Source organism: Dysgonomonas massiliensis (assembly GCF_900240225.1).
In the GTDB taxonomy this organism is placed as follows: Bacteria; Bacteroidota; Bacteroidia; order Bacteroidales; family Dysgonomonadaceae; genus Dysgonomonas; species Dysgonomonas massiliensis.
This window is the reverse complement of the sequence record NZ_OEPV01000014.1, coordinates 90,815-108,324: the sequence shown is the minus strand read 5'-3', so window position 1 is coordinate 108,324 and position 17,510 is coordinate 90,815. Positions and strand designations below refer to the sequence as shown.

Here is a 17,510-nt window from a genome sequence, read left to right as displayed (position 1 = left end):
CCAATCTGATTGCCGGATTATTAGCATATAGTTTCTTACCGAAAAAGCCTTCGATTAGGGTAGATATAATAGAAGATAGCCAATTGACTATCTTCTAAAATCATTTTCTTATATCGAACTCACGTTAAATGAGTTCAACATGTTCCCAAAACAGAAAGGTCTAAATAAATATATAAGAGCAAAAAGTTTAAGAGATTTAGGAGTCAAGCAGATCTATAACATTCCGCCACTTGAGGAGGCTTCTTCAATTCAACAAAGAATAATAAAACTTTATAATACCGTGATTGAAGAATATAGTTTGGGAGACATAAGATTTATGATAGGTCAAAATCTAGGAATAGACTTTTTAATAAATATCGCTTTTGATCACCTAAAAGAGAATATATTTTTAGATTCTGAATATTACGAGGGTGATCTACTAAGTATTATCTTACGAATACCTTCTGAGTTTTGGGAAATGCATCCGACAGAAAAGGATAAGTTCTTAGAAATTTTAAGTACTAATTATAATATTATTATAGATCAAGATTTGTCACTCGAAACGAACAGAGAAATAAAAAAATTAGCTAAAGAGTTTATAGAAAAATACAGTGACTAAAATAAAAAACCTGACAGATTTCTCTATCAGGCTTTGTGCACACGACGGGACTCGAACCCACACATCATTTCTGAAACTACCACCTCAAAGTAGCGTGTACAAACACACATATAATTGATATACAACTAATTGTATTTATTGATTTTTCTCGTTGTAAAACTATTGTAAAACATTTCTAATTTTAACACTATTTTCACAGCTTTACACGGATGGTTTGTAAATATAAAATAATAGCCCGACTTTCACAAGCCAGACTACCGAAAAACTAAAAACTAATTCTTTGAATAAGTAATAACCTTAAAACCTTAAAATGATATGCAAAAAGAACCTATGTCTAGAATTTGCCGATAAACGGCTTTATTATTTTATATACTCTATATCCTATTGCTACTATACCAAAGATAGCTAAAATAACAATCCATTTCGGATAGTAAGGCTTCGATTTTTCAACAATGACTGGCTTATCTTGAAGTACTATTTTTTCGACTTCTACACTATCAATTCGTAGTTTTTCTTTGTATAGAGTTTTGTATTTCTCCATCCAAATAGTATCGCCTTTTGAGTGAATAATAATTGAATCGCGTGTATATATAGAATCACGTTTAACCTTATCCCGATACTCTATTTCCGTCTTGATCTTCTCGATCGGTATTTCAACGTATTTTGTTTTACAGCTAAAGAGTAGAGCCGAAACAAATAATACTGCAATTATCTTTGTTAGTAATTTCATGGCTTAATTTTATCTTGTAACTCAAAGCCTTTTATTACAACCGACATGTCAGCTTTAATGCCATTTTCAACTCTCGACATTGCAGCAACGATTTGAATATAATCATAGCCTGAATTTTCGGTCAGTTTTTTATCTCTAGGAACTCCCGACCATTTCTCAACGTTAGCTATATAAATATCTGTGTGATTTTCTACCGATGGTGCCCACGCTGTTATAATCTTTTCAATTGTATCACGCTTATATTTGGTTAAATATGTATGCAGCGTTACGAATATTGCACGATAGCCATAAGCCATTGTTTTAAACTGCTTAAATCGCTTATCTTGGGAAGGTTTTATTTCGCCTTGAAAATTATCTTTGTTCTGCTCAATATTGCCAGGGTTATTATTTCGTAATCCTCTCGTCATTCTGTTGTGTTTTCTCGTTTATATAATCGTGTATAGCCTTCACTATTTCATCTTTACTAGCTAATACAGCCGTTACATCTTTAGCACCACCGATAAGCCTTTTACGCTCTTTTTCGTTTGCTCTTTCAAATACCGATTTACCTTCAATGACAAAAACGAATATTGAGAATAACAAAGAAGCATAAGGAATAGTAAAAAATTCAAGACCGAAAGTCATTATATCAATGAATCCCGCAAATGATAGAAATGCAAAGTACAATACTAGTTTGCTTACCGTTCGTTTAAGCCCATCAGAAGTAATAAGATAGTTTAGTGACTTCGCTTTATATAAACCCGTTAACAAGTCAATAAAGACAGCTATTACAACACCTATCCACGCAGCTAAAACAAATTCTACTTTCGGTAGATTCGCTTGTACAAATTCAATCATTATTCGATCTTCAATCATAATTTTTTACTTACTTTTGCACCATTAAACAATCAATGTTTTATGCCCTCTTGGCTTGATGCGAAAGCTATTCCCTTTCGTGTCTTAACCTGAAGATGTTAGCGCATCTTTAGTCGGCTAAGAGGGTTTTATTTTGCCTATATCCTCAAAATTGTATCAATTCGGAAAGCGTATAGACGCAACAATTCCCTTAAACCAAACGTACTTACATACTTTTAGATTTCAAAGACTCGTTGCTTCGGTTTGTTAACACGCTCCTACCCTATTTTATGTATTGCTTATCTTTCAATTAATTAGTACATTTACCTGATATACTAACACACCACCTTATGCCCTCTCTTGATTCAACAATAGAAGTACAAAAAGAACGAATAAATATCCTTATGAATGAGTTGAAAGACTTATTGAAAGGCGATATTTATGACATTGTAATAGACTTTCACACAGATAGGAATATATTACAACGCTGTTTTGAATTATACGAAGAAATTACGAAAGCTTGTATTACTGTTTCATATTTCAGTTATGCGCTAGATAATGACGAAGACGGGGAACGTTACGAAAACCTAGCCGAAACAGTCAATAAAGGACATCAGAAGCTTTGGTTAATGTGTAAAAAGGAAAATATAGGAACGTAAAAAAGCCCCTTTCGGAGCTTAATATATAGGCAATAATTCCCTACCTACCTTTTTTAAATATATCTCTTTGAGTTCGTGAAGATATTGGATATCAAAATACTCTTTGGTTGAAGATAAATTGTCGTGTTTATCCCCTCCTATTTTAATAAACGTTGTAACCCTAAATTCTTGTTCATTGAAAAATCCTTCAGGTGTAAATGAAAACCAAATATCGCCAACCTCTAGCAAGTAACGATCTTCATTTCTCTGTTTTACAAATCCATACTTCTGCAAAACGAACTCATTCAAATGTATTAGTTTAGTCATTTAATTACGATCTCCTTTTCTCCATCTATATGGCTCTATTGGATTCTTTTCAGACCAAATATTCAGTTTCTTATCTTTGGCTTGTTGCTCTAGGTCTGCTAGTTCCTGATCGTTATTAAAATGCTTGTAATGCCACGCAAGACCATTCTTTAATAGTTCCTTATTCACATTGATATTATCAGCGTAAACGACACCTAAAATGCGATTATAGCGGTCTTTCTTTTCCCATTCAACAATAATGGTTTTACCCGTTGTTAGCTCTTTTAAGAAGTCTGTTGCTTTGCGTCCAAATGGCTGTCCTTTCTCTGGGCAATCAATGCCATCTAAACGAATTCTGTGCTGTGTATTGGTACTATCCAATAAAACAATAGTATCGCCATCTGATACCCTTACAATCTTACCTTTTAAAGTTTTGGATTGAATAGGTAATGACAATACTATTAGTAAGAGTATGATGTATTTAGTCATTTAATTTGCTTTCAGGTCTCTGTTTTATTCATCCCATTCAACATATCCAGTATTATATAAATTAGAGAATTTAGCCTCAAATGCTACATTGTTCTGCTTTGTGACTTCAACCTCTTTGGCTTTCCATAAATTCATTAATACTATTGTATTTGGTTTGAATCCAGACGGGCAGCACACTACGTAGTATTTTCCTACTTTACATTCATATATAACATAACTTTTGTTGGAATTGGTAGAACCAAATGCAATTGATTTAACTATCTCTCCCTTATCATTTTTAAGTGTTGCTTCATAGGCTAAATGATTCTCCCTACTTAATGTAGTTGGATCATAGTTCCCCTCTTTAAAAATATAGAACATAGCATCAATATTATTATTACCGCTTACATTCTTTTTGGCAGTCATTATTATTTGTGGCGGTACTTTTAATTTATCATCATCTGAACCACATGAAACCAATAATAAAAGACAAATCAGTAAGAGTAATAACAATTTTTTCATAACGTATAATTTGTTTTTGTTAATTAAAAACAAACATACATATTTTTAGCTATTCTTCTTTAGTTCATCCAAGAGTTTTTCAATATCCTCGATCGAGTTGATTTCTTCTATCTTGCCTTTTACTTTTATAAAGCCTGAGATATTGTCTTTGTATGGCTTTTCGAAAAGGTCAATTATATCAACATTCAACTTAGATGCTATCTTTTCTAGTGTTTCGATTGTAGGGTTTCCGTTTATATTCCTAGTTAGCGTATCCCTCGTTATTTCAAGTATCTCTGCAAATTCTTGCATAGAATATCCCTTTTCCTTAATAAGTTCCTTTATTCTCAATCCCATATATATAATGCTTTTAGTTTTCGATATACAAATGTAGCTTATAAATAAATATACGACATTGTAATATCGTTAATAAATATTAAAACTACATTTAATTATCGTTTTTAATTTGAAAACACGACATTAAGATGTATCTTTGTAATACAGAAAACGACAATAAAATATCTCAAACAACTAAAACCAACGATATGAAAACGACTAAATACAACAAATCAGAAATAATGAGAAAAGCTTGGGCAATCTATAAATCAGGACACTCAATATATTCTATGTCTTTTAGTGCGTCACTTGAAAGAGCTTGGGAAATTGCAAAGAAAAACAGATCTACCGAAATAAGAAAAGCGGAAGAACAAGTTTGGGCTAATGATTGGAACAACAACAACACATCATTTGATCTTAATATACTAGCTCCTACACTTTCCAACTATTACGCAAATAATACATACAACGGGGATTGATAAAATCCCCTATTCTAAAGAAACAACTAACAACTAAACTAAAGAATATATGAAAACTATAACATTACCACAATACCCAACAATCGGAATGTATTTAGAAGCTTTGAAAAGTGATCTTACTAAACTAGGTATAAGCAAGTCAGAAATTGAACGTGTTTACTCAAAGATGAAAAGACAAAAATAATTTGTTAACAAAGTCAACTTTTTAAAACGTATTTATCTATTCATTAAAGAAGCAACAACTAAAATATATTACAACTATGGAATTACTAAGACAACAATTATTCGATTTAATGCTGCCAAATGAGCTAGAGGACTTTTTAAACGATTCGTTTGAAGCATACCTTATGCAATGGGGAGGCGCACAAACAAACCTACACGAATGCCACGCTGTTAAGCGCACTCTTATTGAAATAGTAAAAGAAATGTATAACGCTAAATCCTCGAAACGATGAACGAATTAATAATACTTACTCCTGAGGAACTTGAAAAGATAATAGATTCTGCAGCAAATATGGGAATGTTCGAAGGCTTGTATCTTGAGAAACTTACAAATGAGGTTATATACAAAGAGCAGAAAGCTTTATCAGAAGCCAAAATCAAAGAAGTTATAATACAAAGCAGACAGCGGTTTGCGTCATAAAATACCAATTGTTGCATAGTTTTTAAATCGTGCGGGCTGTGAAGTTCGCACTTTTGTAGTTTTAAATAATTATAAATGCGTATTGGTTTATTCGTTAATCTTTTTTAAGTTTGTGAAAACTAAAATAAAATCTAAGATTATGGAATTTTTGATAGTTGCGCTTGTAGTATTTATATTTATAGTTCTACTATATGCAGTTCTTGAAGCTTCTTCACAAAAAGGTAGAAGCACCGCTTTATGGGTAATACTTTCTTTCTTAGTAACTCCGCTTTTAGTGCTTGTTTGTTTAGCTGCAATGGGTGAAACTGAAACTAAAAGACGTGAAAAGCTACTATCAGATAAGCTGTATTTAGATGAAAATAATAAAGATTAAACCTATGAAAGAACCAAATTACGAAAACTCAGGAATAAAGACACTTAGAACATCTAGTACAATATTAATGATCGGGTGCATTATTTCAGCATTAATGCAGATACCTTATTTTTTTATTAAGACTGGAATGTTCTCGGAAGTAATATCGTGGTCGCATATATCGTACTCAATAATATTAGTCTTAACGGGATTTTTCATTAATGGGCTTGGGCTATCTATTGCCACTATTGCAGAAAAAGCATTAATTGACAAACAATCAGAAAAGAATAACAACATTATTATTGAGAAAGAAACAACATTTTCGGATGATTCACGAATTAAAATGAATACTATTGTTGTTGATCTCAAAACGGGTAAACAAATGAAAGTTGAAGATGTATCAAAAGATGGTCTATATAAATGCTACTCTAATGGTGTTCTTGTAGGTTACTTTTCAGAAGGCGAAATTGTTGAGTTTAATGAATGGGTTGAAAAATATAATAAATAAATATAGATTATGAAAAAACTACTATTCCTCTTGATTATACCTTTATTCTTTGCGTGTGGCTCAGATGATGAAGATAATACACAAGATTATACAAGTATAGTTGTTGAGAATAAAACAGATATTAAATTATCAAATGTAACTATTGCATATTTAAAAGATGACATATATATAAAAGTAACATCATGGGATGAACTTTCCCCTAAAAGTAAAACTAATGAATTTCATGTAAATAGCAATTCTAAATTTGATGAAGTATATATTTTCTTTGATTATTCTGGGACAAAAAGGCTAAATAAGGCATTTGAAATACAAACATACAAAACCAATATTCTAACAATGGTCGATATGCCATTTACAAATATTACAGATAAATCTGACGCAACTCAATACCCTCAGTAATAGTTATAGCCCCAATTAAGGGGCTATTTTATTCGCTTTCCTTTACTCTTATTAATCCATTATCAAGCCAAGCTTGACCCTCCTTAAGATAAATATCACTCTTTGGGAGGTTCTTTATTATTAACTCCAAAATATCCCCTTCAGTTGAAGCTGAAAACTCTGTATTAGTCCCAAATGCACCATAAAGACTTATAGTCTTGTTATTGAAGTGACTTTGTGAACCATCGCCAGTTGTCGATAACGCTGATAAACCACTTGATATTTTAGTTATAAAATTTCCGTCACTAGATGGGATTTCTATACTTGATGTAGCTTTATTGGCTCCCATAACATCAATCAAAGTCCAACTCCCTCCAGACTTCTCACTTATAGAAGAAAAGAACTCAATCTTTCTTAAATAAGGGTCAATAATTATTTTACTACCCCATAAGCTGCTCTCAAACTTACCTCTAATTAATGCATTATTCTGAATGGTTTTACCACCATGTGTTACAACAAAGTTTGCAACATCTTCGATTGCTTCAGGATTCTTAACCGCATTAATTGCCTGCTCTAGTGTACCACCGCCCCAAAAAGCAATATCATTGTCATTCTCACGTACTCCGTTCACACCTGCCGTATTTAGCCACGTATCGCCCTGCATTAACCCCATTTGAATTAATGTAGTGAGAATCAAACCGCCGTCAATAGTAGTCTCATTCTGCAACGCTGTACGGATATAATTCAAAGCCTTAATGTCACGATACGCATTATTAGCCTGACGCATTGCATCCGCTATCTGTACATTTAATTCTCGCTTATTATTTTCTGCTGTTTTCTCAACAGACGCAAAACGGGAATATTTCGGGCTGTCTCCGATCAAATATTCATCTTTACGGGTAACGGGAAATTTAGTATAACCATATACCCTTGAATCCTTTTGACCGCCTTTTACTGCATCACTGATAACTGATACCGATTGCCCTAAAACTAAACTTACTTCTTGTTCTGCTACTTCAACGGGATTAAGAACGCAAGTATAAGTATCAATGTCTGAATCCGTATTGCTGTTATCAAACATTTCAGCCAGATACTCCTTTGCTTGACGCTCTAGCTCTCTTTCTGCTTCGGGCACATATTGATCGCCAACCATTGAGATATTGAAGTTGTAAAGGACATATTTATCCCCTACTTTTGGTCTTATAATCGCATTAGGTATAAGCTGTTCGCCTAACTGCTCGTTAATTATCTCGTATTCCTTTGTCTTATTGTTGTAGCTGATTTCACGATCAAATCCCGCCATCCATCCATCTTGAAACACACATTTTAATGTTTCGTTTGGGAGAATATATTTAGTATCAAAGTTAATTCCTGAATCTTTGAAATAGAACACGCTAAACTTGTTGCCTTGCTCGTCTTTACGCTCTACCTCTCTAATTTCTGTTATAGTACCCACCCTTTGCGGAAAGATGTCGAAATTAACGAATTTAGGTACTATCTCGTGAGGTTTTAAGTTCGGTCTTATATCAATGTAATCGCCCGTACTTAAAGGCATTCTAAGACGCTTTTGTACGATTGCGTCAATCGCTTCGCCTGCTATTGGTTTACGATAATTAAGAGGTATATTTTGAGTACCACCGAATGCATATAAACGTGTACAATAGTCTTTGTTTTGACTGTCTCTCCTTACCTGATTAAGTAAGTCGCCTGATTCTAATACAATCGGTGTATTGCCTATTTTAAGCCTGCTTACGAGGCTTAATGTCTTTAACTGATAATCAGGATACCATTCGCATTTTGTAGCTTCTGCAAGCTGTGTTAATGCGTCAAAGACATACGAATTACTAAACGACAAATCTAGTAGCTCAGTAGGTTCAACAATACCCACTTTCCAATCGTTATTGTAGAAGTCGTTAATGTTCTCTACAAACAACTGCATAAAACGCTCTGGTCGCTCTCTTAAACTCCATTCTAGCTCATTAAAGCCTTGCAATGTGTAGAAGTTCGGAACGTTCTTAAAGAACATTTCAGGTGCATCAAAACGAATTGTATATCTATATTCTCCGTCTCGTACCTGCTCAGGTGTAAAGTCTTTCATAAGCGCATATTTTATACCATTATAGGTGCAATAGTCGCCTATTTTCATTTCGATTAAACCCGTGTAATTAAATGTACTCTCAAGATAATGTTCGTTCATTATCTCGTTTTTCACTCTTGCATCATTTGAAAGAACAAATTGTAAATAGGGCAAATTGTCGCTTGCCCTAAATACTGTTATTTGATGCTCTTGTCTTACTCCTTTTATATTGCCTATTGTAATCATAATAATCCGCTAAAATCTACATATCCGAATCTATTTGCATTTGCAGAAATAGCACATTTTTGAGCTATGATTGCGTTTGCATCTGTTACTGGTGTGTATTTATCTGTCGGTGTTTGGTCTGGACTTCGGTATGTATTACCTAATATCGAAACACCATAGATAGGTTTTAATATAGCTTCAAAGAAGGTGCATGCTGCCGTATATGTGCCTATACCGCTATCTAAGTGTAGTTTATCCCTTGTCAAATCATTATCATTTTGCAATGACGTTGTACGAAGCGAATAAATCGCCATTCCACAAGGAACGACTAAATCAATGCCACTCTGATAGGAAGCTATTGTTATATTATGTAGAGTAGCATCCCACATAGCTTGCTGAGATGTAAAGCCATATGATGAAATGTACTGCCCATTTCTGTCAGGTGTCCATGTATGATTCATAGTTATTACAGCATTCGGATTTATCAGATTAGTCTTTAATATATGAATCCATTTAGACATATAAGGCTGAAACGAATCGAGAAAAAAGCCATCTTTTGCGCCTTGTTGAATAACAACTATATCCCATGATTTAGACAATATAATATTGCTTATTGTATTCTGAGATGTAACGGCTGGATTTCCTAATGAATCCCACAAAGTATAGTCAACTAATTCGCTATTATTAAATTTATCAACAATCGTCTGATAAGATAGCCCACTAGACAATGCGTTGCCTACTTCTACCCTCAATCCAGATGCGATGGCAACATCTCGAAGCCTTATTACAGTATCATTAAGCCAAGAACTTCCTATTGCTAAAATCTTGATTTCATCGTCTATGTTTAATTTAGGAAGTGACGGATTGATTATTTGCCTTGATGACATAGAGTATATTGACTTCATTTCCGAGACGTAGCCTTCATCTACTACTGGAGGGATAGACCCACTAGGCATCACCACATCAAATCCGTTTTCTGAATTTATGTTAGTCCTAAAATATACGGCTGTCGGATAAACTGCTGTTATTTCAGCCTTATTTAAGGTAATTGAAAAATCCTCTCCTCTTGACGACTGTGATAAATAGCCTACATAGTTGAAATATTTATCATAAAGAAAAACAGAAGCATATAAATTAGCCGAAGGGCTATTTGAAGATAGAACTGCAAAATGCTTCAACTGAAGACCATCAACGATAGTAATATACTTTGTATACCCTCTATTCATATTAAATGTCGACAATACTATTTGTCCAGTCATACCCACGTAACCACCGCCTAAAACAACAGCCTGCAATAATGCCTTTTTACGTCTTACAACCTCTACATACTCATCTGTTGGCGAGAATGGATATGTATTATCTGTCGCGATAGCCTGAAACCCATTATCTACATTTAAATTAACTGCACAATACACCGCCGTAGGGAACAAATCCGTAATACTTGCCTTGTTAAGCGTTATTGAAATATCTTCAGATGTTGTTGTATGTGTCAGATTTCCGACAAATTCAAATTTAGAATCAAAAAGCATAACAGACGCATAAGTGCCAGATGTAATAAGATTTGCAGATACAACAGCGAAATGCTCCAATTTTAATCCATCTGTTATGTATATAAATCGAGTAAAACCCCGTCTATAATTAGCTAGAGATTGTGTCACGACTCCACTCTTGTTAATATAAGACCCACCTGCCACGACAAGATTATATAGGTTGTTTTTATTTAACTCCTGATTTATAAAACTATCATCTGCTGTTAGTGGAATATTATTATCAAGTGTGGTAATCGAGAAATCACTAGTTAAGGATGCGTTAACTCTAAAATATAAAGCTGACGGAAAAATAGACTGAATTTCTGAAATATTAATAGTTCTACTCGCGTTTTCTATCGACTGCGAATCAGTCAAGAAGCCAATACATCTGAATCTCGAATCATATAAAAACACCGAAGCATACTCAGTATCGCTAATCTTGTTTGCTGTCAATACCGAATAGTTGTTTATGACTAGACCATCAACAAGCAGTATAGGCTTGCTATATCCTCTACTTGAACTTAAATTAAGATGAGAAATGACACCATACTTATTAATATAATTTCCCCCATAAGTAGCAATTCTATCAGATTTCTTGTCATCCATCTGCTTCATATTTAAATACGAACCGCCTTTTATTGCCACATCAGCGGGCAAAGTGGTATATGGTGTTCTACCCCAATTTGACCCATCCCACACCCAAGTGTAAGATTGTCCGTTAGCGTCTATATCAGCAGTAACCACACGCCCATCGCCTTTTTCGTTTTGTTCAACGGGTAACGCTTCAAGAATAGCAATAGTGTCAACAGCATCTTTGTATCTTTCTATTGGTGTACCTCCGTTTCCAATACGATCTTTAAGCTCATTTACTTCGCTTTGTTCTGCTTTTGTACCGACCTGATTAGACAATCCAACCAATGACAAATTAATTTGCTGCGTAGCTGTATTTAGTTGATCTGTTGTCGCTCTGCTTGCTACTGCACTTTCTACTTCTGCTTTTGTGGCTAAATTGCCGATAGGTGTAACCATTGTCGGATTACCTGACGTATTTTTATAGCCAACAACAAACATATCCGCTTTATTCTCTGTTATCGGTAGCCCTGATAATTCCTGAAAATCTATGTTCTCGATCCCTGCCATTTTCTTAACCTCTTATATCTTCTGTTAATATTTCATTGTCATTATCTGTAAAGCCTATTTGCTGATCGTCTGTAAGTATTCTAGCTGTAATCAATGTACTTTCTCTATCTGTCGGATTTGGTTCTGTAAAACGTGCCGAAAACACGGCTTTACTACCTTTATGCCATGTGGTAAGATCGCTGAAATTGTTAAGTATCAATTTGTACTCTGTGAACAAACTAGGTATTCGGAACAATAGCAAACCTTTTCTTAGTTCTGCTTCAAATGCTTTTGATCTTTGGTAATACTCAAGCTCTGAACTTGCATCTAAATAGAACATCAGAATAACTTGCCTTTCATCTACTCTCGATTGTCCCGTAAAATATTGCTTGCCATGTTGAGCAAGTGAATCATTGCTTATATACTCTTTTTGAGGTGCGCCCAAACGCAAGGCATCATAAGACCCCTTGCGCAATGTTACACCCCAAGTTAACCAAGCATCTTTATTGTTAATAAATAACCTATTTGTCATACTCCTTCTGTATTTCGCTTTATGTCTGCAATGTCATTAGCCATGTTTGCAATTGGCTTTGTGTAATTCGCTATATCGCTCAAATAGTACATTGACTGTAATTGCGTATTCACTAGAATCTGCACATTATTTGTAATGTTACCGATATTTGCAGAGTTTAGCAACGACCATTGCTCTAGGTTTTTAACACTAGAATCAATGCTTATAACACCTGATAATAAACCACCCATACGAGCATTTAATGCATTTACAGATTCCTGACTTGCTGTGATTTCATATCCACTAGAGCCTGATTGTTGTACTGATTCTGCATTTTCAAGACTTAAACCTATATTTTCGAATATTTTGTTTATTTCTGCGAGTGTTGTTTGCAAAGCAGGAATATTCTTTTCGTAATCAGATGTCAATTGCTCTGTTCTATCCGCTACTAGATTTGCTAATTGCTTTTCGGTCAATTTCCCTGATGAATATTTTTCGTAAATATCTGCAATATCGTCTTGAAATGATCCTACTACTTTTTCAAGTACAATTGTTCTCATCATGTCGGTTACGATATCTCTAAATGTATCAGAGGCATAATTCTTAAAGCTGTCTAAAGCATCTTTCCCACCATCTAGCCAATCCCACAGAGAATTGACCATATTATCAACTAGCGGTTCATATAACGAGCTTACATATTCTCTTAGTTGCTTCAAATATTCATCGTATTGCTCCTTTAAAGAACTAAGTTCTTCGAGTGTTTCTTTGGTTTGACCTACAAGCTTATTGCTGTACTTTTCCATTATAACCTCGTAGGCTTCTTGATTTATCCAACCATCTGCATCAAATAAATCAAACCCAAGTTCTCTTTTAACCCATGTTCTTAAATCCTCTGTTTTCTGTGACTTTGAGCCAATACCCGACCCGAATATCCCCTTTTTACGCTTTCTTGTCTCAATTCTAAGATTATCAACCGCTTTAGCTAATCTTTCATCATATTTATTCCCCAAGATATTAGTACCCAAAGCCCAATCAATGCCACCAAGTAAACCATAATCAAGAATCCCAGTAAGCCAACCGCCCCCTTTTTTGTTCTGATATTTAGCCTGCATTTCATTGAGTTTATCCTCATGCATCTGATAGATTTTTTCTTGCTGCTCTTTATAGTCTTTTAGATTTCGCAAACCATCCTCGCCAAACCATGCTTTTTCCGCTTGAGTAGCTCGTAATACCGCAAGTTCATAATCATTGACAGCATCTTTCAGATCGTTAATACGCTCTATCTTCGCATCATAATCCAAATATTTGTCGTGAGAATCTTTTGTTATACTATTTAGCTTCTGCAATATTTGTATTGCTGATGTAATAACTGCTAGAATTACAGACGCTTTTTCAACGGCTTGTATAGCTCTATTTGCCGCCTGAGATAATCCTTGTATTGTTGTTGTTGATTCTTTGGATAACATCACAATACTATCAATCATGCTCAATGTAGAACTTGATATTTGCCCTGCTGTTTTGAGTATCTCGCCTGCTGTTCCGCCTACTTCATTGCCTATATCCTCAAAGGACTTAGTAACATCAGAAAGAACATTATGTAATTCGCTCCATTCCTTAATAGTTCTTTGCTTTGGTGTCAGCTTCTTATTTACATCTGATATCTCTTTTTCAAGCTTCTTTACTTTAGCACTAGCAATAGCTAAATCTGTATCAGACACACCATCTTGTTTAAGCTGTTCAAGATTGCGTTTAGCTTCAGCTAATAGTGATTTTAATTGATCTAACGACCATGACGCTAACTCATTTACCCAAACTTGATAGGTTTCTTCTCTTGATGCAAATTCTTCGTTGATAGAGTTTAATGTTTCATCACGTTTGTACTCTAGTTCTTGAATTGATCTATCTATCTGATCTGAATTTTCAGGTGTACGTGCTTTTTCTAAGGCTGCCTTTTTATCGTTAAACGTTTTCTGAGCTGCTGCATACTTATCCTGATACGATTGAAATTCATTAAGCATTTCATCGTACTTTTTCTTTTCAGCTTCCTTGCTTGCCTTACTTGCCTTATCTATTGCTTTTAGTGCCTCCTTATCTGCATTTTGATAAGCGGTTTCAATAGTCGTTTCTTGATCTTTCGTCAGTTCTCCTTTTTGTGCGTCTCGCCATTTCTTCTCTTGCTTTCTAAGTTCGGCAATCTTTGCAGCGTAATTATGCTCAATCTGTGCTATCTCTTTTTCAAGACCATCTTGCATTTGATTGATCTCGGCTTGTCTAGCCTCTCTATTTAGCTTTTCTAGTTCGTCAGCTTTCTTTCTGGCTTCTTCTTTGGCTTTTTCTAAATATTTGTTCGTATTTGATGCTTCGCTTGCAGAGCTGCCATTAAGTAAAATATTAAGCTTTTCTTGAGCTTCTTTTAGTTGTTTAGTTTTATCCTCAATACCTTTTGCAAAGTCAAACTGAGTTCCTTCGGCTAATTCATTTGGCAGTTCTCCATTAAGAAGTTTATTGCGTTCATTTATCAACTTTTTAACTTGTTCCCTTGCTTCTGATACTTGTTCGCTATATGTTTTGAATTTAACTGTTTCTTCATTAATACCCTCAGTATTGCTTAATGTTCCGTATATATCTTCTATCATCTTAACCTCAGAATCAAGAATTTCTTTAGAACGTTTCATATTAACTATTGCATTCTGAACAGCATTATTCGAGTAAGATGAAACCGACCCTGCTGCACCATTAGCAGAGTAAATGACTTCATCAAATGAGCTTATAGCTTTTTTTACCTCCTTTGTAAACTCGCTACCTTCGTTAAACGACTTTTTAAAACTATCAAGCAAAAGTGTACCTTCAGCCTCTCCAAATTTCTTAAAGAAAGCGTTACGAACCTTCAGTATATTCTTTTGATATTCTTCTGTGTAAGCGTCTGAGGCTTCCTGCGTGCCCCTCTCTATTGCTCTATCCTTTGCTGCCTGAATAGCTGCCCTTGATATAGCTTTATACGCTCCTTCCACATCTTTAAGAGTACGGATTTCTTCACTTAGCCCCGATAAATAGCTACCATACTTTTTAAGAATATTTTCTTTGGCTTGCTGATATTCATCTGTCCCTTCTTTAGCAGCTTTTAAGCGACCGAAAAGGATATCTAACTGTGTTTGCTCTGATACGATAGTTCTTTCATATTCCTTACTAGTATCTTTTAGCCTTTTTTGCGATTTATCTAGGTCTGTTTGATATGTCACTAGTTTGTATGTAGCATAACCAAGAGCCACAACAGCAGCCGTTACAGCTACATAAGGATTCGCTAGCATAGTCTTATTTAATGCTGCCGTTTTGAACCTTAATATATCCATCACAGCTTGCATTTTAGTCATTCCTGCCATTTGAGCAAGTGTAGCCTGATAGCGTATTTTTTCTACAACAGATAATGCGAGTACAGCCGTTTTATAAGCTCCATAGGTTGCTATTAAACCTATTAGAATTTCGCCTATCTTTTCGTAATTCTTAACAAATGCTGTCATTACATCATAACTTCCAGATATCAAGCCTTCCATGCTTTGACCTAGCTCGTTATGCATGTTCAATATAGCATCTTCAAGTTGTGCTTGTTTCCCTGCAATACCCGAACTCTGCTTATCCATCATACCATAGAAGCGACCACCCTCAGATGTTGCCGATCTGAATGCATCTTCTACCATCTGAACAGTAATAGCACCGCCTTCCATTTCTTTTTTAAGGTCGGCTATTGATTTTCCCGTTTTAGCTGATATTTCCTGTAATGGATTAAAGCCTGCATTGATCATCTGTAACAAATCTTGCCCCATAAGGCGACCTGCTGACGACATTTGCGAGAATGCGAGTGTTAAGGATTGGAATTTTTGCGAATCCCCCATAGAGATATCGCCAATCTGATTAAGAATAGGTATAGTTTTAGATGCTTCAACATTGAATGAAAGCAGCATTTGAGCACCTTTTGAAACATCAGTAACAGATAACGGGCTTTTTAATGCTAGTTCACGCATTTTAGATAGCAACATATCTGCTTTTTCTCTGCTACCAAGCAATACTTCAAATGATGTTTCAAGCATCTGTGTTTCCTTACGAGCTTGAATAATTGCATCTTTGAATCGTAATATAGAATGAACACCGAACGCACCACCTGCGACTGCTGCAATAGACTTAAACGATGTACCTATGCTTGTACTCGCATCTTTACTGACCTTATCCAAGTCTTTTACTTCCGCTTTGGTTTGTCCGACCTTTCCGTCAATGCTAGTAAGCGAATCAACGACCTTGTTTAATTGTTGCTGTATATTGCTTTGTGTTTCTTGTCTTATACGAAACGATTCATCTAGTGCTTTACCCGCCTTCATAGCTGATTGCTCTAAACCCAAGAGACTTTTTTCGACATTTGCGATACCATCCCTTAATTTTTTGTCGTCTGCCGACATTTCAAAACTTAATCCTGCCATTATCTTCCAAATCCTATTTGTTCCCAATGAATAATCTTCGGTTCTTTTTTCTCTTTCTTTTTAGGTTTATTAGTCTTGGATTTAGTTTCGTCTTTATCCTCTAATCCTCTGTATGGAGGTATTGAATTTAACATAAACATTAAGTTCGCAAAGCTTATATTATGCCTTATATCATTACGCGAAAACTGTGTGAATGTTTTTAATATTGCAGTTTCTAAACTCCAAGGGCTGTCTGATCTGTCTCTTTCGTCTGTTTCAGAATGTTCTGACCTTGTAGGGAAATGATACAATCCCGATAAAAAAAAAGCTGCATTTCGTTTATTATGTGTATTATTGCTAGTCTAATCTCTAGTTTTGTAGCTCTATTGTATGCTAAATGAAATGCGTATTTCCTTCTTATCCATGTCGATATAATTCTGAATGGATAGAACCAAGCTTTACTTTTAGCTGTAACACTAACTAGACTTGCCAAGTCTTTGGAATTAGAAAGGCTTAACATATCCTCTACAGTTACCACTTTTGCATCCTTGTTAAGTTCTTTGGATAACCTCGAAATCAACACACTTATATACTGTGCATCTGACAATGACGCAGGAAACATTCGCACATCCTTACCACCTAGCTTAATACTGTATGCTCTTTCCTCTAATGAATTATATACTAGTTCTTCACTTGTCATAATAAATTCTTTTATGTTATTTGTTGCGGTAGGTACGATTCGAACGTACGATCTTCAGGTAATGAGCCTGACGGGATAGTCCACTTCCCCACTCCGCAATATTGTAAAAGCGGTATATTTCAACCGCTTT

22 protein-coding genes, 1 tRNA gene and 1 pseudogene are annotated in these 17,510 nt (G+C 34.9%); 10 read left to right on the top strand and 14 right to left on the bottom strand.

What is annotated here, in order from left to right:
* Positions 1 to 98, top strand: a pseudogene (locus C1A06_RS15410) (IS982 family transposase); the annotation flags it as partial.
* A gap of 41 nt (positions 99 to 139) precedes the next feature.
* Entirely contained in the window at positions 140 to 598 is a 459-nt protein-coding gene (locus tag C1A06_RS14030; RefSeq protein ID WP_101690774.1) for a contact-dependent growth inhibition system immunity protein, read from the top strand.
* A gap of 334 nt (positions 599 to 932) precedes the next feature.
* On the opposite strand, the gene C1A06_RS14025 is transcribed toward C1A06_RS14030, so the two are convergent.
* The 3 genes from C1A06_RS14025 to C1A06_RS14015 are packed head-to-tail and all read right to left on the bottom strand — an operon-like array spanning position 933 to position 2,183.
* Entirely contained in the window at positions 933 to 1,328 is a 396-nt protein-coding gene (locus C1A06_RS14025) for a hypothetical protein (protein WP_101690770.1), read from the bottom strand.
* On the bottom strand, positions 1,325 to 1,735 hold the full coding sequence (locus C1A06_RS14020) for a structural protein P5 (RefSeq protein WP_101690769.1): 411 nt from the start codon (positions 1,733 to 1,735) through the stop codon (positions 1,325 to 1,327). Before C1A06_RS14020 ends, C1A06_RS14025 begins: the two co-directional genes overlap by 4 nt.
* On the bottom strand, positions 1,713 to 2,183 hold the full coding sequence (locus tag C1A06_RS14015) for a phage holin family protein (RefSeq protein ID WP_101690768.1): 471 nt from the start codon (positions 2,181 to 2,183) through the stop codon (positions 1,713 to 1,715). Before C1A06_RS14015 ends, C1A06_RS14020 begins: the two co-directional genes overlap by 23 nt.
* Positions 2,184 to 2,512: 329 nt before the next feature.
* Here C1A06_RS14015 and C1A06_RS14010 point away from each other — a divergent pair, with 329 nt between their 5' ends.
* The gene (locus C1A06_RS14010) at positions 2,513 to 2,821 is read left to right on the top strand and encodes a hypothetical protein (protein ID WP_101690767.1); all 309 of its coding nucleotides are present in this window, start codon (positions 2,513 to 2,515) and stop codon (positions 2,819 to 2,821) included.
* 18 nt (positions 2,822 to 2,839) lie between these two features.
* On the opposite strand, the gene C1A06_RS14005 is transcribed toward C1A06_RS14010, so the two are convergent.
* From C1A06_RS14005 to C1A06_RS13990, 4 genes are read right to left on the bottom strand one after another with little or no spacing between them, the layout of a single operon-like run.
* Positions 2,840 to 3,127 carry a hypothetical protein gene (locus C1A06_RS14005; protein ID WP_101690766.1) on the bottom strand — a complete coding sequence of 96 codons (288 nt, stop codon included), beginning with the start codon at positions 3,125 to 3,127 and terminating at the stop codon, positions 2,840 to 2,842.
* Positions 3,128 to 3,595: a thermonuclease family protein gene (locus C1A06_RS14000; RefSeq protein WP_101690765.1), complete on the bottom strand. Its 468-nt coding sequence runs from the start codon at positions 3,593 to 3,595 to the stop codon at positions 3,128 to 3,130.
* Between the two features lie 24 nt (positions 3,596 to 3,619).
* Positions 3,620 to 4,096 carry a hypothetical protein gene (locus tag C1A06_RS13995; protein WP_101690773.1) on the bottom strand — a complete coding sequence of 159 codons (477 nt, stop codon included), beginning with the start codon at positions 4,094 to 4,096 and terminating at the stop codon, positions 3,620 to 3,622.
* Between the two features lie 45 nt (positions 4,097 to 4,141).
* Entirely contained in the window at positions 4,142 to 4,432 is a 291-nt protein-coding gene (locus C1A06_RS13990; RefSeq protein WP_101690763.1) for a helix-turn-helix domain-containing protein, read from the bottom strand.
* A 188-nt stretch (positions 4,433 to 4,620) separates the two neighbouring features.
* Between C1A06_RS13990 and C1A06_RS13985 the strand changes: the two genes are divergently transcribed.
* The 7 genes from C1A06_RS13985 (at position 4,621) to C1A06_RS13960 (ending at position 6,792) form a co-directional block, all read left to right on the top strand.
* Complete coding sequence (locus C1A06_RS13985; protein ID WP_145996419.1) at positions 4,621 to 4,890, top strand: hypothetical protein; 270 nt, start codon at positions 4,621 to 4,623, stop codon at positions 4,888 to 4,890.
* A gap of 49 nt (positions 4,891 to 4,939) precedes the next feature.
* A complete protein-coding gene (locus C1A06_RS15315; RefSeq protein WP_281253970.1) occupies positions 4,940 to 5,074 on the top strand; it encodes a hypothetical protein in 135 nt (44 codons plus the stop codon).
* Between the two features lie 76 nt (positions 5,075 to 5,150).
* A complete protein-coding gene (locus C1A06_RS13980; protein WP_101690761.1) occupies positions 5,151 to 5,345 on the top strand; it encodes a hypothetical protein in 195 nt (64 codons plus the stop codon).
* Positions 5,342 to 5,533 (top strand): hypothetical protein, encoded by a 192-nt coding sequence (locus C1A06_RS13975; protein ID WP_101690760.1) that lies wholly within the window; start codon positions 5,342 to 5,344, stop codon positions 5,531 to 5,533. Before C1A06_RS13980 ends, C1A06_RS13975 begins: the two co-directional genes overlap by 4 nt.
* A 139-nt stretch (positions 5,534 to 5,672) precedes the next feature.
* On the top strand, positions 5,673 to 5,906 hold the full coding sequence (locus C1A06_RS13970; protein WP_145996418.1) for a hypothetical protein: 234 nt from the start codon (positions 5,673 to 5,675) through the stop codon (positions 5,904 to 5,906).
* Positions 5,887 to 6,393 carry a hypothetical protein gene (locus C1A06_RS13965; RefSeq protein ID WP_101690758.1) on the top strand — a complete coding sequence of 169 codons (507 nt, stop codon included), beginning with the start codon at positions 5,887 to 5,889 and terminating at the stop codon, positions 6,391 to 6,393. Before C1A06_RS13970 ends, C1A06_RS13965 begins: the two co-directional genes overlap by 20 nt.
* A 9-nt stretch (positions 6,394 to 6,402) precedes the next feature.
* Entirely contained in the window at positions 6,403 to 6,792 is a 390-nt protein-coding gene (locus C1A06_RS13960; protein ID WP_101690757.1) for a hypothetical protein, read from the top strand.
* Positions 6,793 to 6,820: 28 nt separating this feature from the next.
* Here C1A06_RS13960 and C1A06_RS13955 read toward each other — a convergent pair whose 3' ends face one another.
* From C1A06_RS13955 to C1A06_RS15155, 7 genes are all read right to left on the bottom strand, one after another.
* Positions 6,821 to 9,094: a hypothetical protein gene (locus C1A06_RS13955; RefSeq protein WP_101690756.1), complete on the bottom strand. Its 2,274-nt coding sequence runs from the start codon at positions 9,092 to 9,094 to the stop codon at positions 6,821 to 6,823.
* The gene (locus tag C1A06_RS13950) at positions 9,091 to 11,742 is read right to left on the bottom strand and encodes a DUF4886 domain-containing protein (protein ID WP_101690755.1); all 2,652 of its coding nucleotides are present in this window, start codon (positions 11,740 to 11,742) and stop codon (positions 9,091 to 9,093) included. Before C1A06_RS13950 ends, C1A06_RS13955 begins: the two co-directional genes overlap by 4 nt.
* A 4-nt stretch (positions 11,743 to 11,746) precedes the next feature.
* Positions 11,747 to 12,253, bottom strand: a complete 507-nt coding sequence (locus C1A06_RS13945) for a hypothetical protein (RefSeq protein ID WP_101690754.1) — start codon at positions 12,251 to 12,253, stop codon at positions 11,747 to 11,749.
* A complete protein-coding gene (locus C1A06_RS13940) occupies positions 12,250 to 16,701 on the bottom strand; it encodes a tape measure protein (RefSeq protein WP_101690753.1) in 4,452 nt (1,483 codons plus the stop codon). The genes C1A06_RS13945 and C1A06_RS13940 overlap by 4 nt, the downstream gene beginning before the upstream one ends.
* On the bottom strand, positions 16,701 to 16,835 hold the full coding sequence (locus tag C1A06_RS15310) for a hypothetical protein (RefSeq protein ID WP_281253969.1): 135 nt from the start codon (positions 16,833 to 16,835) through the stop codon (positions 16,701 to 16,703). Before C1A06_RS15310 ends, C1A06_RS13940 begins: the two co-directional genes overlap by 1 nt.
* Before the next feature lie 80 nt (positions 16,836 to 16,915).
* Positions 16,916 to 17,380: a hypothetical protein gene (locus C1A06_RS13935; RefSeq protein ID WP_101690752.1), complete on the bottom strand. Its 465-nt coding sequence runs from the start codon at positions 17,378 to 17,380 to the stop codon at positions 16,916 to 16,918.
* 23 nt (positions 17,381 to 17,403) lie between these two features.
* Positions 17,404 to 17,478: transfer RNA gene (locus C1A06_RS15155), tRNA-Met, on the bottom strand.
* Between the last annotated feature and the right edge of the window lie 32 nt (positions 17,479 to 17,510).

What these genes read in the sequence shown, in the direction of transcription:
- C1A06_RS14030 (WP_101690774.1), top strand. Translation starts at nt 140, where the DNA reads ATGTTCCCAAAACAGAAAGGTCTAAATAAATATATAAGAGCAAAAAGT.
- C1A06_RS14025 (WP_101690770.1), bottom strand. Translation starts at nt 1,328, where the DNA reads ATGAAATTACTAACAAAGATAATTGCAGTATTATTTGTTTCGGCTCTA.
- C1A06_RS14020 (WP_101690769.1), bottom strand. Translation starts at nt 1,735, where the DNA reads ATGACGAGAGGATTACGAAATAATAACCCTGGCAATATTGAGCAGAAC.
- C1A06_RS14015 (WP_101690768.1), bottom strand. Translation starts at nt 2,183, where the DNA reads ATGATTGAAGATCGAATAATGATTGAATTTGTACAAGCGAATCTACCG.
- C1A06_RS14010 (WP_101690767.1), top strand. Translation starts at nt 2,513, where the DNA reads ATGCCCTCTCTTGATTCAACAATAGAAGTACAAAAAGAACGAATAAAT.
- C1A06_RS14005 (WP_101690766.1), bottom strand. Translation starts at nt 3,127, where the DNA reads ATGACTAAACTAATACATTTGAATGAGTTCGTTTTGCAGAAGTATGGA.
- C1A06_RS14000 (WP_101690765.1), bottom strand. Translation starts at nt 3,595, where the DNA reads ATGACTAAATACATCATACTCTTACTAATAGTATTGTCATTACCTATT.
- C1A06_RS13995 (WP_101690773.1), bottom strand. Translation starts at nt 4,096, where the DNA reads ATGAAAAAATTGTTATTACTCTTACTGATTTGTCTTTTATTATTGGTT.
- C1A06_RS13990 (WP_101690763.1), bottom strand. Translation starts at nt 4,432, where the DNA reads ATGGGATTGAGAATAAAGGAACTTATTAAGGAAAAGGGATATTCTATG.
- C1A06_RS13985 (WP_145996419.1), top strand. Translation starts at nt 4,621, where the DNA reads ATGAAAACGACTAAATACAACAAATCAGAAATAATGAGAAAAGCTTGG.
- C1A06_RS15315 (WP_281253970.1), top strand. Translation starts at nt 4,940, where the DNA reads ATGAAAACTATAACATTACCACAATACCCAACAATCGGAATGTATTTA.
- C1A06_RS13980 (WP_101690761.1), top strand. Translation starts at nt 5,151, where the DNA reads ATGGAATTACTAAGACAACAATTATTCGATTTAATGCTGCCAAATGAG.
- C1A06_RS13975 (WP_101690760.1), top strand. Translation starts at nt 5,342, where the DNA reads ATGAACGAATTAATAATACTTACTCCTGAGGAACTTGAAAAGATAATA.
- C1A06_RS13970 (WP_145996418.1), top strand. Translation starts at nt 5,673, where the DNA reads ATGGAATTTTTGATAGTTGCGCTTGTAGTATTTATATTTATAGTTCTA.
- C1A06_RS13965 (WP_101690758.1), top strand. Translation starts at nt 5,887, where the DNA reads ATGAAAATAATAAAGATTAAACCTATGAAAGAACCAAATTACGAAAAC.
- C1A06_RS13960 (WP_101690757.1), top strand. Translation starts at nt 6,403, where the DNA reads ATGAAAAAACTACTATTCCTCTTGATTATACCTTTATTCTTTGCGTGT.
- C1A06_RS13955 (WP_101690756.1), bottom strand. Translation starts at nt 9,094, where the DNA reads ATGATTACAATAGGCAATATAAAAGGAGTAAGACAAGAGCATCAAATA.
- C1A06_RS13950 (WP_101690755.1), bottom strand. Translation starts at nt 11,742, where the DNA reads ATGGCAGGGATCGAGAACATAGATTTTCAGGAATTATCAGGGCTACCG.
- C1A06_RS13945 (WP_101690754.1), bottom strand. Translation starts at nt 12,253, where the DNA reads ATGACAAATAGGTTATTTATTAACAATAAAGATGCTTGGTTAACTTGG.
- C1A06_RS13940 (WP_101690753.1), bottom strand. Translation starts at nt 16,701, where the DNA reads ATGGCAGGATTAAGTTTTGAAATGTCGGCAGACGACAAAAAATTAAGG.
- C1A06_RS15310 (WP_281253969.1), bottom strand. Translation starts at nt 16,835, where the DNA reads ATGTTAAATTCAATACCTCCATACAGAGGATTAGAGGATAAAGACGAA.
- C1A06_RS13935 (WP_101690752.1), bottom strand. Translation starts at nt 17,380, where the DNA reads ATGACAAGTGAAGAACTAGTATATAATTCATTAGAGGAAAGAGCATAC.